This window comes from Parvibaculum sp. (assembly GCF_030694575.1).
Taxonomy (GTDB): Bacteria; Pseudomonadota; Alphaproteobacteria; order Parvibaculales; family Parvibaculaceae; genus Parvibaculum.
The window spans coordinates 1-15535 of record NZ_JAUYUS010000032.1 but is presented as its reverse complement, the minus strand read 5'-3'; the positions used below and the strand labels follow the sequence as shown (position 1 = coordinate 15535).

Genomic DNA, 15535 nt, shown 5'->3' with positions numbered 1-15535 from the left:
TGGGGAAATGATGCGGCATTCCGCCGCAGCGGGCAAGCGCAAGCACATAAATGGCGCGATTCCGCCCTTGTTCCCCCGACGTCAACCGGCCCCTTTGACTTCCTGCCTCCCCGCCCGATAATCGGCGCGTGCCCGACTGAGTCCCCCCGCAGACCCGCTCTCCCGTTCCGGTAAAAAAGGAAACAGCCTTCCCATGTGGCAGCGCGTCTATCTGCAGCGGCTGAAGCGCGATCTCGATCTGTGGATCGAGCGGGGCTGGGTCACCGCCGGCAATGCCGAAGCCATCCTGCAATCCGCGAGCGAGCCCGCAACGGCGCGCCGCATGCCGGGCGTCCTCGCCATTCTCGGCGCGGTCCTTATCGGCTTCGCTGTCATGAGTTTCGTCGCCGCCAACTGGGCGGAGATTTCGAAGCTCGCGAAACTCGTCATGATCTTCGGCGCCATGTGGGCGGCCTATGTCGCCGCCTTCATCCTCCAGAAGCGCGATCATCCGGCCTTCGCGCAGGCCGCCGTGCTGATCGGGCTCGGCCTCTTCGGCGCGGGCATCATGCTCGTCGCGCAGATTTATCACATCGTCACCGACGATCCGGCAGGCGTGCTCGCCTGGTGCATCGCCGCTCTCGCCACCGCATGGCTCCTTCCCTCGCGCCCTGCCCTCGCGCTCGGCATCCTGCTCGCCGTCGTCTGGACCTGGTTCGTCGCGCAGATGGGCGGCACCGCCTCCCCGCACTGGGCCTTCTGGCTGCCCTGGGCGGCGGCCATCCTCCTCTCGCTGCGGCTTTCATGGGCGCCCGGCCTGCATCTCTCGCTGATCGCCGGCTTCATCTGGCAGGCGATGAACGCCGAGGCGATCGTCGAGACATACGGCTTGGCGGAAACCCAACTCGCCATCGTCTTTCTCATGGAAATGCTGGCGGTCTGGCTTGCGGCGGTCCTCCTGTCGGAGCGCGGCCCGCGCTTCGCCGCCATCGCGGAGAGCTATGCCGTCGCGCTCGCCTTCGTTCTCTTCTGGATCTTCCAGACCGCGCCCACCGACAATGAGCAGGCCTCGACGGCCATCGGTCCCACGGCAATGGCGCTCTCCGCGGCATTGGTGGCGGGCCTCGCCTTGCTCTGCGTTGCCGGACGAAAGCTGGAAGCGCGCCACCTCGCCGGCATCGGGGCGCTGGCTCTCCTCGCCCTCCTGTTCCCTGTTCTGAAATCCGGCGCGGAGGAAACGATCCCGTGGCTCTACGCCGCCGCCTTCCTCGCGCTCGCCGCCTGGCTCGTCTCCTACGGCACCGGGCGCGGCAGCCGCTTCGCCGTCAATTTCGGCTTCGTCGCCTTCGCGGCGGAAGTCCTCTACCTCTATTTTGAAACCCTCGGCGACCTTCTCGACACCGCCCTCTTCTTCGCGCTTGGCGGCATCCTTCTCATCGTCGGCAGTTTCGTCATGGAGCGGATGCGCCGCCGCCTCGTGAAAACGGCAACCGATGGAGGCCAGGCATGACCTCCCGCTTCGGCCTCGCGCTCGTCATCGGCCAGTCGCTCTTCCTTGCCGCCATGATCCAGGATCGCGTGACGCTTCTCCGCTCGGACCATGTCGTCACCCTCAAGACCGAACCCATCGACCCGCGCGACATCTTTCGCGGCGACTACGTCATCCTCAACTATGAAATATCGCGGCTGTCTCTCGATACCCTCGAAGGCGACGACGGTTTCGCGCAGGGCGACACGATCTATGTCGAGCTGACGCCCGCGGGAGCCATCTGGCAACCCGTCGCCGCATGGCGCGAACGCCGCAACCCGTCGCCGGGTAACGAAATCATTCGCGGCCGCGTTTCCTGGGTGATCGAAGGACGCCCCGTCACGGCGCCTGCGGATGGAGAAGAGGCGCCCTGCATCGATTGCAACTCGGCAACCGTCGCCTACGGCATCGAAAGCTACTTCGTACCCGAGGGCGAAGGCCGCGAGTTGGAAGACCAGCGTAACGCCGGTTCTCTCACCGTCGATGTCGCCCTCGGCAGCGACGGCGAAGCTGCGATCAAAGGCCTCCGCCTCGACGGCGAGCCGGTCTACGAGGAACCGCTTTTCTGAGGACACCGCCGCGTACATCCCCGCGCACGTTTTTCATGACATGAGCGCAAGGATGCTCCGCCGGTCGGTCAGGCGAATGTACCTTCCGGCGACCGGCACATCCGCGCCGCCGGGGATAAGTCGCCTGCGCACCCCACATGACAGTTAGGTGACAGTTCGATGACAGTCGCGGGGATAACCCCGCTTTATGCCCGGTTTCGCCAGTTGCCGTGGAAGCCGAAAGGCACCCGCATCGGCAGTTGGACACGCGCCACCGGACCCCTCGAAATATCGTCCGTATCCATCACAACGAAGTCGCTTATGTTCCGCGCCGTGTCGTAGGCGAGCGAAACGATAAACCCGTCGCCCTCCGCCGCGCCTTCCTTTCGCGGCACGAAAACCGGTTCGTGCAGGTACTTTCCCACGCCCGGTTCCCATTCGCGCCGCTTGCCGCTTTCCAGATCGATATGCACCAGCGTGTCGTAGGACGAGCCCGGCGCCTCTTTCGGCCTCTTCATCGCGGCGTAATAGCCGTGCCGGTTCTTGTGCCCCGCAAACCGCTCATCGAAGCGCGGAAACTCGCCGCCGAGATCGGTCAGAACTTCTTCCGTGTACGAATCCGAATTGCTGTCGAGATCGAACGTCCAGCGCACCAGTATGCTCTGCTCGTCGGCAAGGTCGGCCGGCGGCTTGCTGCCGTCCGCGCTCGGAAACAGCGGCACGCGGCTGTATTTCATCATGTCCGCGATCACGCGCGTGCGTCCGCCCTCATGCGACGTCCATGCGTTCATCGGATGATAGACATAACAGGGATCGCCCTTGAACCAGCGGATCGTGTCGACGCTCGCATCGCGCGCCATGATGCCGATATGCGTGCCGGCATCGGGGTCCCATGCGATCGTCGGTCCGCCCTTCATGATCCGCTCGACGTCGATCGTCGCCGGAAAGATCGGAAAGATCACGTGCTCGTCGGTCACGATGAAGTCGTGAACCATGCTCGCATAAGGCGCCTTGAACATGTCGCTGCGAACGAGCGCGCCGTTGCGGTCCACCACCTGGTACGAAATGTCCGGCGTCCCCGGCCCTGCCGCCATGTAACCGAAGAACAGCATCTCGCCCGTCTTCGGATCGAACTTCGGATGCGCCGTCATCGGCCCCTGGTATTTTCCCTCGAAGGTCCACGGCCCCGCCGTCTCCAGCGTGTCGCCGTCCATCGCCACCGGCGAGCTTCCCTCGTCCAGCGCCAGCAGCTTGCCCGCATGCCAGACGACGTTGGTGTTGGCGACATTGCGCTTCACGGTCTCCGCGCCCGCCACCGGCGCTTCGCCGAAGCCCGTCGGCAGCAGGCGCCGGCCCGCCTTCCGCTGCGCTTCGTATTGCTCCGTGTGCACCCATCTGTTCCGGTAGCTCGCCTTGCCGTCTTCCACGCTGATCGCATGGATCATGCCTTCGCCGAGAAACCAGTGATGCTGGTTGCCGAGCGGCGGGAACATCGGGTTCGGTCCGTTGCGGTAAAGCGTGCCCGCCAGCTCGCGCGGCAATTCGCCTTCGACGACCACGAGATCGGGCGCATCGCACTCGGCCTGCACCGGCGCGAAATTGGCCTGAAGAAACGGATTGTTCGGATAAGGCTTCGACATGATTGCTCTCCTCCCCCTCTGCCGCGCGCATGGCGCAGGGCCTATAACAGTGTTATGGTTCCGTTATAGTTAGGGCTGGACTTGAGGTCAAGCCTGTTCGATAGAGAGCGCATGAGTATCGAGCCGCATACATCGCCCGCCGGCAACCGTCGCACGGCCCAGCGTGAAGCCCTCCTCGATGCCGCCAGCGAAATGCTCGTCCATGGCGGCCCCGACGCCATCTCCCTGCGCAAGCTCGCGGCAAAGGTCGGCACATCGACCATGGCCGTCTATACCGCCTTCGGCGGCAAGGAGGGGCTCGTCACCGCGCTCTTCGAGGAAGCCTTCGACCGTCTCGCCGCGCTCGAACAGGCGGTGCCGCGCAACGCCGAGCCCTTGCTCTGGCTCGCCGATCTCGCGCGCGCCTATCGCAGCTTCGCCCTGAAGAACCCGTCCTATTACGCGCTGATGATCAGCGCGACCCTGCCCGTGCCCGCCTCGTTGCGCCACGCCGTTCCCGACGGCGGCGAACCGGCGGCGCGAAGCATCACGCGCCACCCCTCATACCGGACATTGCTGGATGCGGTGGAAGCCTGCGTCGCGGAGGGAAGTTTCCCCGCCGACATCGAGTCCGAAATACTGGCGGACGCTCTCTGGGCCGCCGTGCACGGACTGAGCAGCCTCGAGCTGGCCGGCTTTCACGCCAGCGCCGCAGCCGCGGAGAAACGCTTCCATGTGACGGCTGAAGCGGTCCTGCGCGGCCTGCTGACGCCGAAAGGCCTGAAGAAATTCGACGCGATCACAAAGGCCCGGTGACCGACGGAAACTTGCCGAGCGGAAACGGCTTTTCCTCGCGCGCGAAGATGACGAACGCCAGGCACTCCCAGACATATTGAATGAGATTGCGGCTGAACGTCCGCAATTCCTCGTTCTTGTTGCCGTTGACGAGGATCACGACGAACTGGACGGCGCCGAGAAAGATCGCAATGGAAAAGGCGATGTTGCCGAGAAACCAGAACGCGATCATGTAGAGAAAGCGAATCCACAATTCTCTGCGCCCGGCGGGAGCGGTTTCGTCGTAGGCGGATCGCGGACCCTCCGGCTGCTCTGCGCCCGGATATGCGGATGTGTCGCTCATTGGACCTCCTCCTGAATAAAGCCCCCGGATAAAGGGCCTTTTCCATATGTGGTTCGGCCAGGCCCCGATTCAATGACGGCTTTCGTCCTGCCGGTTGTCGCCCAGCCATTCGCCGTAACCGACATTGCCCGGCCCGCCCGACGGCGACAAGCGCAGCGGATCGAACAGCCCGAACGCCAGAAGACCGAAAATAAACCCGCCCAGATGCGCTTCCCACGCAACCTGCGCGGTCACGCCCAGCACGCCGCTGAGCGGCGTCGCACCGAAGAGAAAGTTGAGCCCGATCCAGATACCGACAAAGATCAGCGTCCGCCTGTCGCCCAGCGCCGCCAGAATTCCGCTGCGCCGCGTCGAAACCTCCCTGCGGCCGCCAAGCCCGCCAAGCGGCCCGCCCGCGAGGAACACGAACCGCGCCGCGCCGCCCATCAGGCCCGAAATGGCGGCGGATGCGCCGACCACCGGTATCGGCGAACCCGGATAAAGAAGGACGTGAAGAAAGGCCCCCGCCGCGCCGCACGCAAAATAGAAGATGAAGAAGCGCGATGCGCCGAAGCGTCTCGCCAGCGGCGTTCCGAACGCAAGAAGCCATACGCTGTTGACGACCAGGTGCTCCAGCCCGCCATGCAGGAACGTGTAGCTGACCGGGCTCCATATCGCTGCCGCGAGGCCGCCCGGCAGGTCCCCGTAGAGAGCGGCGGTCTCCGGCGCATAGCGCGCGGGAAAAAGCGCGAACAGCAATATCGCCTGCTCCGCCACCTCCGGCGGCAAGAAGCTCATTGCCAGAAAAACGCCGGCGATAAGCACAAGCAGCAGGCCGACGGGCCAGGGCACATTGAATGCCGGTGGTTCGCCCCGCTCCATCTCCCTCTGCACCGGCTCAACCATTCGCAAGCGCCGCCTCGACCAGCGGCAGCCGGTCGTTGCCGAAGTACATGTCGGTCTTGTTGACGAACATGGTCGGCGAGCCGAAGCCGCCCCGCGCGATCACTTCTTCCGTATTGGCCCGCAGCCGCGCCTTCACATCCTCGTCCTTGATGCGCTGGCCGACGACGGCCCAGTCGAGCCCGGCCGTATTGCAGATTTCCTCCAGCACGTCCGGCTGGCTGATGTCCTTGAGGTCGCCCCAATAACTGCGGAAGGTCGCCCAGGCGAAGGCCGGCAGCTTGCCCTCGTCCTGCGCCACGATGGCCGCGCGCATCGCATCCACGGAACGCACCGGAAAGACCGGCGGCTGGCCGATCTCGACACCGCAGTAACGCGCCCAGTCCCGCAGGTCCTTGACGTAGTAGCGGCCTTTGACCGGATGCGGGTTGGCGCGCGCTTCGTAAACGCTTTCGTTAACCGCGTTGAAGACGCCTCCCACCAGGATGGGCCGCCATTCGATCGTCGCCCCCGTCCGCTCCGCCAGCGCTTCGACGCGGGCAAAGGCGAGATAGGTCCACGGGCTGGAGCAGTCGAAGAAAAATTCGAGCGTCGCCAAGGCTTCCGTCCACTTCACATTATGCGATTTCCGTTTCGCGGAGTGTCGCCCGCGCGCGTTGCACCTGCAACCCCGCCACACGCATTCGCCTTAACTTCCGGTACTGCCCCGGTCCAACGATCCCATCGCGTATCGAAGCGGGACGGGGAAGCCGTGCCAGATTCGCAATGAAGCGGTTGCGCGCTCGCTCAGCCGCTCCCCGCCTTCGCCGTTCGACCCGAAAAAAGCAAGGCTTTCTGCGGTTCTTAACAAAAGGTAAGCGCTGGCATGCCGGTTGCAATCCACCCTGCAACCGAACGGTCGGCGGCGCGCCGAGCAGATCGAAAAAATGATCGCCAGCGCTCACCTTCGACCGATGACCACCAGGAGGCCAAAGTGTTTACAACGGTTCTGTCGATCGCGAAGAAGAAGGGAACGCCCAAGCGCACGCTGGGAGCCCTCGCCATGGCATTCGCCCTCACCGGCTGCGTCAGCGCCAATGCGGGTTCGGACGGCCGTTATGTGGCTCCGATCGGCAACGCTCCCGTCATCAACAACGAGACGCCCTATTCCAGCGCGCTGCGCTGCCTGGCCGGCCATGTGCCGTCGGCGGCCAACACGACGCGCATCGCGGTCGGCAACATCCGCGACTACACGGGCAAGGCCGAAGCCGACGGCACCGGCATGAAGGTCACGCAGGGCGCCTCGCTGATGGCGATGTCGGCGCTCGGCAAGGCTGGCGTGCCGCTGGTCGAGCGTTACGACACGTCGATCTCCGAACTCGAAATGAAGTACACCAACAACAAGCTCATCGGCGACGCGGTCGACGGCGAATACCGCAAGATCTATGCGGGCGAGATCCGCGGCAGCGACTACTACCTCGTCGGCGGCATCACCGAATTGAATTTCAACATCCAGTCCGGCGGCATCAATGGCTCCTACGCCGAAGGCGGCGACATGGGCGCCGCGGCGAATGCTTCGGCTGCGACCTACGTCATGAATATCGGCCTCGACTTGCGCCTCGTGAACAGCCGCACGCTCGAAGTCGTCGACTATGTGTCCTACCAGAAGCAGATCGTCGGCCGCGAGATAAAGGCCGGCGTGTTCGACTTCTTCGGCGGCAACCTGTTCTCGCTGGGCGTTGGCTCCAGCGCCCAGGAGCCGATCCAGCTCGCGGTGCGCGCCGTCGTCGAACGTGCGGTCCTGAAGCTCCTTGTTCCGCTCTACGGCGTGAAGCCCGCCGATTGCGCCCGCTTCCCCGGCAACAAGGATCCGATGGGCGAGATCGACTATCGCCAGGCCAATCCGTCCGCGACGGCGAAGCCCGCCCAGCGCATGGCTGCAAAGCCCGCCGAAAGCGAACCCTACGCCTACTACAACGAGCCCGTCTTCGAAGACAGCGGCCTTCGCGGCGGCGCCTACTGAAACTCCTGAGTCACAGCAATTGCCGGCACCCATAGCCGACTCCACCCCTCAAGCCTGTTCGGCCCGGCGGCCTCCGGCCGAACCTTGAGAGCTACGGCGGAGCTTTGCCCGCCAACCGGAACGGGATCTTTGAGTTTCCGTCTCGCGTTCCGGAAGACCACTTGGGGAGGGCTTTGCCCTCCCCCTTTTTTCAACGCCCCGCCCTCACCCCTCCACCGCCTTGAGCAGCGTGACGCCGGCAACGATCATGCCGATCGCGGTAAGCCGCGCGGGCGAGGCGCTTTCTCCCAGAAGAACGACGCCGAGAATGGCCGCACCGACGACGCCGATCCCTGTCCAGACCGCATAGGCCGTACCGAGCGGCAGGGTGCGCATCGCCTGCACGAGAAACCAGACCGCCACAAGCAGCGCCGCGATGTTCAACGCAATCATGGAAGGTCGCGTAAAGCCTTCGCTCGCCTTCAACGTGAAGGCCCAGACGATTTCCGCCGCGCTTGCGATGAGAAGATAAATCCAGGCCATGCCGCCTCTCCTGTCGGAAGAAGCGAGGCCGTCCCCGCGAATGGGATGACGGAGCGAAGCTCCGCCACACAGGGTCGTCCCTGATCTCGCGATATATAGCAGACAGGGCTGGAACTTGAAGGCCTTCATGACGTTTTCAGGGCGGGGAAGCGATGGAGGGAACCATGTCTGCTACCGATACAGTAATCGTCCTCGCCGCCGCTACGCTGACGGCCCTTGCCTCGCACACGGCACTCTCTGCTCTCGCTGCAACGTCCGAAACCTCACCCGCCGGCTACTGGCGTACCATCGACGACGAAACCGGTCGCCCGAAGAGCATCGTGGAGATTACGGAAACCGATGGCGAATTGCGGGGCAAGGTCGTGAAGCTGCTCGACCGCGAAGGCCAGGATCCGAACCCGACCTGCGACGAATGTCCCGGCGACCGGAAAGGTCAGCCCATCAAGGGTATGACCGTTCTGTGGGGTCTCGCACCGGAAGGCGGCGAATGGACCGGCGGGACCATTCTCGATCCGAAATCCGGCGACACCTACGACGCGACGGTGAAACTGCAGGATGGAGGCGAGAAGCTGAACGTCCGTGGTTATATCGGCTTCTCGATGCTCGGACGCACGCAAGTCTGGGAGCGGGTGGAGTGAACGAGGAAGCCGGACGGCGGCAGTATCCGCTAGCCTTTCGGCTTCGCCAGATAATATGAACTGATCTCGTACATTTCCCGGATGCCCGGCACATCTGCATAGCCGCTGCAAATGCGCGCCTTGTCGGTGGTGAGCAATTCAAATCCGCGCTGGCTCAACAGATCGGAGAATTCGGCAACGCTGAAGGCGCATTGGTGGTTGAAGGTGCGGTCGGGCTCGGTCGCGATGACGTGCGCCCGGAGGGTCCGGGCGATTTCCCGCGGCGAATCGAGAGACAATATGTCTTCGACGACATGCAGGGGCAGCGCTGCCGGCCCGTGATACGCGGCCTGCCCCACCGATGCGCCTTCGGCATCGGCGAGCGTGCCCGTCTTCTTTCCACTGAAAGCGGCCGTGATCCGCGCGAACACGTCGCGAAAGAACGGCACGATCGACCGGCGGAAAGACTTCTTCTTCAGCTTCCGCATTCCGCCGAACTCATGCCCATAGGCACTGTTCCAGAAACCGCAGAATATCATCGAGGCGCGGTTAGCAAGATTGTCCTCGATCTGTCGCGCTCCCCACGTCGACGCAATGCCCCCGATATTCCACAGATCGAAGAAGGCCGCATCGCCGTTCCGGTAAGCTTCGAGAATCGCCTCGTAGCTCGGCAACTTCACCAGCAGGAGCCCGTCCCGGCGCAAAATGCGCAACGCCTCGTCGAGACACCGCTCGATGGCGCCTTCGGGGAGATGCTCAAAACAATGGGATGAATAGACGATGTCTACGGTGCCGGAAGGCACCGGCAGCACGGTCTCCTCCGACAGCTTGACTGATTGTTCGGCCGCACCGGGAAACTCGTCGAAATTCAGCCAGCCTTCGTGTTGGAAGTTCGGGCCGCCGCCAATATTGACCTTGCCGGACGTGTTGAACGCGGCTGCATCCATATCGGGCGAATGAGACTGTACCATCGACATTTCAGATATTTCCACCGGCTGACATTTGATTCCCGATACCCCGCCCGCACCGCCTCCCGGCGGCACCCTGGAAGGAACCTCGCCGGAAGCGGCTTCCAGACCCTCCTCCAGCTTCCGGAGATGTGCATGTGGAAAGCGCGCGTTCTGTCCAGCAAACGCCAAGAACGATGTCGTGTCAAAGTCGGGCGCCAGTGTAACTTCAATAGCGGGCCGCCGTTCCGTCGGCGATGACACGCCCCGGTGCAGCAATACTGCGCTGTCGAACAGAACCGCCAACGGCTGGTCGGAATCCAGAAGACGCCGGACACCGTTTCTGTCGAAGAACTCGAACGATCCCTTCGCCGGACTCGCTCCGTTCGGATAGATCATTATTTTGGTCAGAAACGGCGATGATCCGTCGACATGCCACGCGCTCGGACCGAATGCCGCTCCTGGCTTCATTTCCCAGGCGCGGATATTCACCACGCTGAAATGACCGAGAAGCTCCTCCGCCACCGCTCCCGAGATCAGCTTCAGATAGTCTTCCAGCGCTGCCTGAACCGATTCATCCGGCACGCCGTAGTAGGTGTTTTCCGCATTCAGCCTGCGGACCGTTTTTTCCGGAAGATCCGATGAAGTAAATCCATCGGCACAATCGTCGGCACGAAACTGCCTTGCATTTTCGCGCACGAAGTAACGCATCATCCTCGCAGCGGCCGATTTCGGAATTTCATAGGGGACGGCGCCGTTTTCGGCGAAGTTCGTACGCGCCGTCAGGCAGCCGCGTTCAGCGAGATACCGCCGCTGGAGCATCGCTCCAGCGCGCCCGAATCGAATGTCGAGTGCCGAAAGAACCGTCACCTTTCCTCCCGCAGAAATCGTGACTGGTCGACACCGTACAAGAAATAATCCGTATGCGCGACCCGCCCAACGGACCGGGCACAATCCTCTTGGCATCGGGCCCACCTCGCGTTATATTGGCACTGTAACTGCCAATAAATAGCCGGGAGGAGATAATCATGACATTGAGAGGTTTGACGGCGACGCTGCTGCTCACGGCGGCGTTTGCGATGCCTGCGGCGGCGGACACATCTTCTCCCGCCGGCAAATGGCGGACATTCGACCCCGATACCGGCGCCGCGAAGACAATCGTCGAGATCGCCGAGACGAACGGCGCACTCGAAGGCAAGATCGTCGAATTGCTGGACGACGGCGAAACGGTCTGCTCGCAATGCGACGGCGACCGCAGGAACCAGCCGCTTGTCGGCATGGTCATCCTGTGGGACGTGAAGCCGAAGGGCGGCGAATGGTCGGGCGGCACGATCCTGCGCCCCGCCAACGGCAAGACGGCGAATGCGAGCGCGAAACTCCTCGACGGCGGTCGGAAGCTCGAGGTGACCGGCTCGAAAGGAATAATGAGCCGCTCCCAGACCTGGGAACGGGTCGAGTAGACGAAAAGAAAATGGGGAGAGCTTTCGCTCTCCCCGCTCCTCGTGCCCCGGTAGTCCCCACCCCGGTTGACCGTATTAGTAGCCCACGCCGCCCGAGAAGAAGGCGCCGCCGGTTGCGACCGCTTCCTCGCCGCGCTCGTTCTTGCGGATGAAGACTTCCGCATAGGCCATGCGCGTGGCGGCCGGTATCTCGCTGTAGCCGTATTTCTGCTGCGGCACGCAGGCGAGCATGCCGTTCGAGCCGTGGCGCAGCGCTTCGCCGGCGCGGCATTCGATGACGTAGCCGCCGGTGTAATCGGCACGTGCATCCTCGCCCTTGCCGGCCATGCGGCCGAGCGTTGCGACCAGCATGTCGCCGGCGACGCAGTGGAAAAGCTCGACGTCGTCGTCCGGATTGACCTCCGTCACCTTGGAGCTCATGCGCGCGGCCTCTTCGAGCCCCTTGGCACTGACGCAGATCGCCTTGACCGGCTTCATGACCTTCTCGGTGCGGACGATGACATTGAGCGCACCCATCGGCGCCGCCTGGGGCGCGGAGATGTAGAAGCTCGAGCCGCCGCCGCCATAACCGCCGCCGCTGCCGTTACCGACGGCCACCGAACTTGTGCGGTCGAGAGCGGACGAAGCGCTGTCCGCCGCCGCATTGGCATTGGCGATGGCCGTCGCCGTCGCGGAAGCGTTCGCGTTGGAGTTCGCGTTGACGTTCACTTCGACGTTGATGTTGTTCTCGTTGTGGTTGTTGTTGACGTTCTTGTTGATGTTCGTGTTTTCGTTGTGATTGTAGTTGTAGTTCTTGTTGTAGTTGTAGTTCTTGTTGAAATTGTAGTTCTTGCTGCCGCCCTTGCCGCCGCCATCGTCGCAGCCGCAATCGTGGCTCGGGGGAGGCGGAGGAGGCGTGCAGCCGCCGCCGCAGGCCGCGGCCGGGCTCGCACCCGCCAGCGCATAAAGGAACAGGGCGGCACCGACCGCCATCGAGCTCATGACCAGCCCACGGCTGGAAAGGGGGACATTCATCTTTTTCATTCCTGACACTCCCGGCCCGAAAGGGCACGTTGGCCTGCGTCGTTGAGAGTTCTGCCGGGAAGAATGCAGAAGCCATGCCGCACCGGAAAACCACCGCCGTCCGAACCCTTCCGGCACAAGCCCCGCCCCAAAAATTGACGATCCTCCCCGCCTTCGCGGTCATCCCCGCCGCAAGGCATTGATTTCCATGTGAAAACAACCTTCTCCCGCCCTCGCCCCACCTCGTCGCGTCCCAGCCGTTAACGTCTGGCACGCTTTCTGCTCCCACCCCCTCGTCCGCCAGGAAAGCCGTACCGGATCGACACGAGAACCGGGAAGCGCACCAGCGGAAGACGGAGAGACCCGAAACGGGACGATCCGCGAGGAATGAGTTAGTATCCCGTTCTGGGGCAATCGGGGGTTTCCCCCGCCGAACGGGTCAAGTGCGGCAGGGGATGACGGGTATGAAGCACAAGACCAACCAGGCGCTGTTCGATTACTGGAATGCCATCCGCGCAGGCCGCCCGGCGCCGCGCCGCGCCGAGATCGAACCCGGCGACATCCGCCGCATCCTGCCTTATGTGTTCATTCTGGAGCGGAAGGACCGGAACGATTACCGCTTCCGTCTTGCCGGCACCGGCCTTTGCAGCGTCTACGGCATGGAATTTCGCGGCCACAACATGCTCTCCATGTGGCAGGACGACTGTGTCGAAAATCTGAAACAGGCGCTCGAGGACGTGACCGCCAACGCCACCATCAGCGTCGTCGAATATACCGCCGCCACCAACGACAAGCGTGAAGCAACCTTCGAGATGATCCTGCTGCCGCTGGCACATGAAGACGGCTCGGTGTCCCGCGTGCTGGGCGCCGCCGTTCCGATCGACCAGTTTCCCTGGATCGGTGACCGGCTGCTCGCCCGCCAGTGGATCGACCGCCTGCGCCGCCTCGACCCCGAACGGATGCCGAAGCGCGCGCCAACCGCCGCAACGGTCGCCCGCCGTATCCTCGCTGAAAAACCGCCCGTCGCGATCTCGAGCATCGCAAGCCACGCCGGCCGCACGCCGCCGCTCCGGAGCGAGCGCTCATATCTCAGGCTCGTGAAAGGTGCGCTGGGCGGAAACGAGGAACACGGTTAAACCTGCTCTTCTTGCCCAAAATCCAACAGCAAAAAAGCCGGTGTCCTTCGACACCGGCTTTTGTCTTTTAAGCAAACGTCCGTCAGGCCGCGTTGCCGATCCTGTCTTCCGCAATCGTGACGTTTTCAGCCGGCAGCGGCGCCTTGCCGAGCATGTCGTCGGAAATCTTCTCCGCGATCATGATCGTCGGCGCGTTGGTGTTGCCTCCGACCAGTGTCGGCATCACGGAGGCATCGACCACGCGCAGGCCCTGGAGCCCGTGAACGCGGCACTTCGCATCGACCACCGCCATCGGATCCGTGCCCATCTTCGCCGTGCCGACCGGATGGTAGATCGTCTCGGACGTCTCGCGCACCCAGGCGTCGATTTCCGCATCGGACTGCTTGCCCGCACCCGGCCAGAATTCCGGTCCGCGATAAGGGTCCATCGCGCGCTGCGAAAGGATATCGCGGACGATGCGCACACCGTCGCGCATCACCTTGCGGTCATATTCCGCCGCCAGATAGTTCGGCTGGATCAGCGCATAGTCGGACGGGTTGGTCGACTTGAGGCCGATATAACCGCGGCTCTCCGGCCGGAGCTGGCAGATATGCACGGTGAAGCCGTGACGGTCGGACTTGATGCGCGCGTGGTCGCGCATCATGGCGGCGACGAAGTGAAGTTGTATGTCCGGCACTTCGAGTTCCGGGCGCGTCTTCAGGAAGCCGCCGGATTCGAGACCGTTCGACGTCGCAAGCCCCGTCTTGAAGAAGGTATATTGCATGCCGCTCACGATCTGCTTGAGCGGATTGCTGACCGTGCTGTGCAACGTGATCGGCTGCGTGCATTCGTTGATGACGACGCAGTCGAGATGATCCTGCAGATTCTGGCCGACACCCGGCAGGTCCGCCACCACATCGAGGCCGAACTTGCGCAGATACTCGCCCTTGCCGATGCCCGACAGCATGAGAATTTGCGGCGTATTGACCGCGCCGCCGGAGACGACGATTTCCTTCGCCGCGCGGGCGACTTTCGTCTCGCCTTTCTGCGTATATTCGACGCCAACCGCCTTCTTGCCCTCGAAGATCACCCGCGAGGTCAGCGCCTCGACTTCGACCTTCAGGTTCGGACGCGAGAGCGCGGGGACGAGATAGCCTTTGGCGGCGCTGCAGCGCTGGCCATTCTTGATGGTGAGCTGGTAAGGACCGACGCCTTCCTGCTGCGGGCCGTTGAAATCTTCCGTATAGGGATGGCCGGCCTGCTTGCCCGCTTCGACGAAGGCTTCGAAAAGCACATTGGTCTTGCGCGGGTTGCTGACGCCGAGCGGGCCTTCGCCGCCATGGAAGGCGCTGTTGCCGTTCTCGTTGCCCTCCGAGCGGCGGAAATAGGGGAGAACGTCGGCAAAACCCCAGCCTTCAAGGCCAAGCTGCCGCCACATATCGTAATCGCGCGCATGGCCGCGGATATAGATCATGCCGTTGATGGAGGACGAACCGCCCAGCACCTTCCCGCGCGGCCAGTAGAGCTTGCGGTTGTTGAGATGCGGCTGGCCTTCGGTGTCGTAACACCAGTTGGCAAGGTCCGTTCCGATCAGCTTGCCGACGCCCGCCGGCATATGGATCATGAAATTGGAGTCCTTGGATCCTGCCTCGAGCAGCAGCACCTTGTTCGCCGGGTTCTCGGAGAGACGGTTCGCCAATACACAGCCCGCGCTGCCCGCCCCGATGATGATGTAGTCGAAATCGCTCATAAGCTTTGTTTCCGGTCTTTGTTGTTTGGCCATTCGCGATGCCGCCGGAAACGTGGCGGCCGGTGCCTGCGTGGCGACGGCGGCGCACGGCTCCATTTATGGCCGGCTCCCTGCCCGATTCCCTGCCAATTTGCCTGAGTGATCGGAATTTCGCCGATTGTCGGGAATCGCGGAAGCTGACGCAAGCGTCAATTTCACAAAGCGGATAAGCCAAAGGCTTGTCCATATTGGGAAAATATTCGATACGCCGAGACCATCGCAGTAAAAAATCATTAACCGTGACGCGGGTATTCTGGCCCGGAGATTCGGCGCTTTCGCGCTTTCGACAATGTACAGGCCATAGCCGATGCAGCCCGACCAGGAAGAAGAACGCCGCCGGTATCCCCGCGTTGCCGTCGAAGCCAAGGGGCGATTTCTCGCACCCGA

At 63.1% G+C, this 15535-nt stretch carries 15 protein-coding genes; 7 read left to right on the top strand and 8 right to left on the bottom strand.

Features of this window, described 5'->3' with window-relative positions:
* Positions 1-193: 193 nt before the first annotated feature.
* Together Q8S60_RS05745 and Q8S60_RS05740 are read left to right on the top strand one after the other, a co-directional pair.
* Entirely contained in the window at positions 194-1489 is a 1296-nt protein-coding gene (locus tag Q8S60_RS05745) for a DUF2157 domain-containing protein (RefSeq protein ID WP_305276719.1), read from the top strand.
* The gene (locus Q8S60_RS05740; RefSeq protein WP_305276717.1) at positions 1486-2076 is read left to right on the top strand and encodes a GDYXXLXY domain-containing protein; all 591 of its coding nucleotides are present in this window, start codon (positions 1486-1488) and stop codon (positions 2074-2076) included. Before Q8S60_RS05745 ends, Q8S60_RS05740 begins: the two co-directional genes overlap by 4 nt.
* A 185-nt stretch (positions 2077-2261) precedes the next feature.
* Here the strand turns inward: Q8S60_RS05740 and Q8S60_RS05735 are convergent, their stop codons facing one another.
* Positions 2262-3695 (bottom strand): carotenoid oxygenase family protein, encoded by a 1434-nt coding sequence (locus Q8S60_RS05735; protein WP_305276716.1) that lies wholly within the window; start codon positions 3693-3695, stop codon positions 2262-2264.
* Positions 3696-3806: 111 nt separating this feature from the next.
* On the opposite strand from Q8S60_RS05735, the gene Q8S60_RS05730 reads away from it, so the two are divergent.
* Positions 3807-4490 (top strand): TetR/AcrR family transcriptional regulator, encoded by a 684-nt coding sequence (locus Q8S60_RS05730; RefSeq protein ID WP_305276714.1) that lies wholly within the window; start codon positions 3807-3809, stop codon positions 4488-4490.
* On the opposite strand, the gene Q8S60_RS05725 is transcribed toward Q8S60_RS05730, so the two are convergent.
* The 3 genes from Q8S60_RS05725 to Q8S60_RS05715 form a co-directional block, all read right to left on the bottom strand.
* Positions 4474-4812, bottom strand: a complete 339-nt coding sequence (locus Q8S60_RS05725; protein WP_305276712.1) for a DUF4389 domain-containing protein — start codon at positions 4810-4812, stop codon at positions 4474-4476. The genes Q8S60_RS05730 and Q8S60_RS05725 overlap by 17 nt on opposite strands.
* 69 nt (positions 4813-4881) lie before the next feature.
* Positions 4882-5697, bottom strand: a complete 816-nt coding sequence (locus Q8S60_RS05720; protein ID WP_305276711.1) for a rhomboid family intramembrane serine protease — start codon at positions 5695-5697, stop codon at positions 4882-4884.
* The gene (locus Q8S60_RS05715) at positions 5690-6310 is read right to left on the bottom strand and encodes a 2-hydroxychromene-2-carboxylate isomerase (protein WP_305276710.1); all 621 of its coding nucleotides are present in this window, start codon (positions 6308-6310) and stop codon (positions 5690-5692) included. Before Q8S60_RS05715 ends, Q8S60_RS05720 begins: the two co-directional genes overlap by 8 nt.
* A gap of 357 nt (positions 6311-6667) precedes the next feature.
* Here Q8S60_RS05715 and hfaB point away from each other — a divergent pair, with 357 nt between their 5' ends.
* Positions 6668-7696 carry a holdfast anchoring protein HfaB gene (gene hfaB / locus Q8S60_RS05710; protein ID WP_305276709.1) on the top strand — a complete coding sequence of 343 codons (1029 nt, stop codon included), beginning with the start codon at positions 6668-6670 and terminating at the stop codon, positions 7694-7696.
* Positions 7697-7900: 204 nt separating this feature from the next.
* Here the strand turns inward: hfaB and Q8S60_RS05705 are convergent, their stop codons facing one another.
* Positions 7901-8218 carry a multidrug efflux SMR transporter gene (locus Q8S60_RS05705; protein WP_305276707.1) on the bottom strand — a complete coding sequence of 106 codons (318 nt, stop codon included), beginning with the start codon at positions 8216-8218 and terminating at the stop codon, positions 7901-7903.
* 164 nt (positions 8219-8382) lie between these two features.
* Between Q8S60_RS05705 and Q8S60_RS05700 the strand changes: the two genes are divergently transcribed.
* On the top strand, positions 8383-8856 hold the full coding sequence (locus Q8S60_RS05700; protein WP_305276705.1) for a DUF2147 domain-containing protein: 474 nt from the start codon (positions 8383-8385) through the stop codon (positions 8854-8856).
* 29 nt (positions 8857-8885) lie between these two features.
* Here the strand turns inward: Q8S60_RS05700 and Q8S60_RS05695 are convergent, their stop codons facing one another.
* Complete coding sequence (locus Q8S60_RS05695; RefSeq protein ID WP_305276704.1) at positions 8886-10652, bottom strand: methyltransferase domain-containing protein; 1767 nt, start codon at positions 10650-10652, stop codon at positions 8886-8888.
* A 158-nt stretch (positions 10653-10810) separates the two neighbouring features.
* Between Q8S60_RS05695 and Q8S60_RS05690 the strand changes: the two genes are divergently transcribed.
* Positions 10811-11242, top strand: a complete 432-nt coding sequence (locus tag Q8S60_RS05690; RefSeq protein ID WP_305276703.1) for a DUF2147 domain-containing protein — start codon at positions 10811-10813, stop codon at positions 11240-11242.
* Between the two features lie 75 nt (positions 11243-11317).
* On the opposite strand, the gene Q8S60_RS05685 is transcribed toward Q8S60_RS05690, so the two are convergent.
* The gene (locus Q8S60_RS05685; protein WP_305276702.1) at positions 11318-12265 is read right to left on the bottom strand and encodes a hypothetical protein; all 948 of its coding nucleotides are present in this window, start codon (positions 12263-12265) and stop codon (positions 11318-11320) included.
* 443 nt (positions 12266-12708) lie between these two features.
* On the opposite strand from Q8S60_RS05685, the gene Q8S60_RS05680 reads away from it, so the two are divergent.
* Positions 12709-13380, top strand: a complete 672-nt coding sequence (locus Q8S60_RS05680) for a PAS domain-containing protein (RefSeq protein ID WP_305276701.1) — start codon at positions 12709-12711, stop codon at positions 13378-13380.
* An 82-nt stretch (positions 13381-13462) separates the two neighbouring features.
* Here Q8S60_RS05680 and Q8S60_RS05675 read toward each other — a convergent pair whose 3' ends face one another.
* Entirely contained in the window at positions 13463-15109 is a 1647-nt protein-coding gene (locus Q8S60_RS05675) for a choline dehydrogenase (protein ID WP_305276700.1), read from the bottom strand.
* Between the last annotated feature and the right edge of the window lie 426 nt (positions 15110-15535).

Bases quoted from the DNA above. Each gene is read 5' to 3' on its own strand.
- Q8S60_RS05745 (WP_305276719.1), top strand. From the start codon at position 194: ATGTGGCAGCGCGTCTATCTGCAGCGGCTGAAGCGCGATCTCGATCTG.
- Q8S60_RS05740 (WP_305276717.1), top strand. From the start codon at position 1,486: ATGACCTCCCGCTTCGGCCTCGCGCTCGTCATCGGCCAGTCGCTCTTC.
- Q8S60_RS05735 (WP_305276716.1), bottom strand. From the start codon at position 3,695: ATGTCGAAGCCTTATCCGAACAATCCGTTTCTTCAGGCCAATTTCGCG.
- Q8S60_RS05730 (WP_305276714.1), top strand. From the start codon at position 3,807: ATGAGTATCGAGCCGCATACATCGCCCGCCGGCAACCGTCGCACGGCC.
- Q8S60_RS05725 (WP_305276712.1), bottom strand. From the start codon at position 4,812: ATGAGCGACACATCCGCATATCCGGGCGCAGAGCAGCCGGAGGGTCCG.
- Q8S60_RS05720 (WP_305276711.1), bottom strand. From the start codon at position 5,697: ATGGTTGAGCCGGTGCAGAGGGAGATGGAGCGGGGCGAACCACCGGCA.
- Q8S60_RS05705 (WP_305276707.1), bottom strand. From the start codon at position 8,218: ATGGCCTGGATTTATCTTCTCATCGCAAGCGCGGCGGAAATCGTCTGG.
- Q8S60_RS05700 (WP_305276705.1), top strand. From the start codon at position 8,383: ATGTCTGCTACCGATACAGTAATCGTCCTCGCCGCCGCTACGCTGACG.
- Q8S60_RS05690 (WP_305276703.1), top strand. From the start codon at position 10,811: ATGACATTGAGAGGTTTGACGGCGACGCTGCTGCTCACGGCGGCGTTT.
- Q8S60_RS05685 (WP_305276702.1), bottom strand. From the start codon at position 12,265: ATGAAAAAGATGAATGTCCCCCTTTCCAGCCGTGGGCTGGTCATGAGC.
- Q8S60_RS05680 (WP_305276701.1), top strand. From the start codon at position 12,709: ATGAAGCACAAGACCAACCAGGCGCTGTTCGATTACTGGAATGCCATC.
- Q8S60_RS05675 (WP_305276700.1), bottom strand. From the start codon at position 15,109: ATGAGCGATTTCGACTACATCATCATCGGGGCGGGCAGCGCGGGCTGT.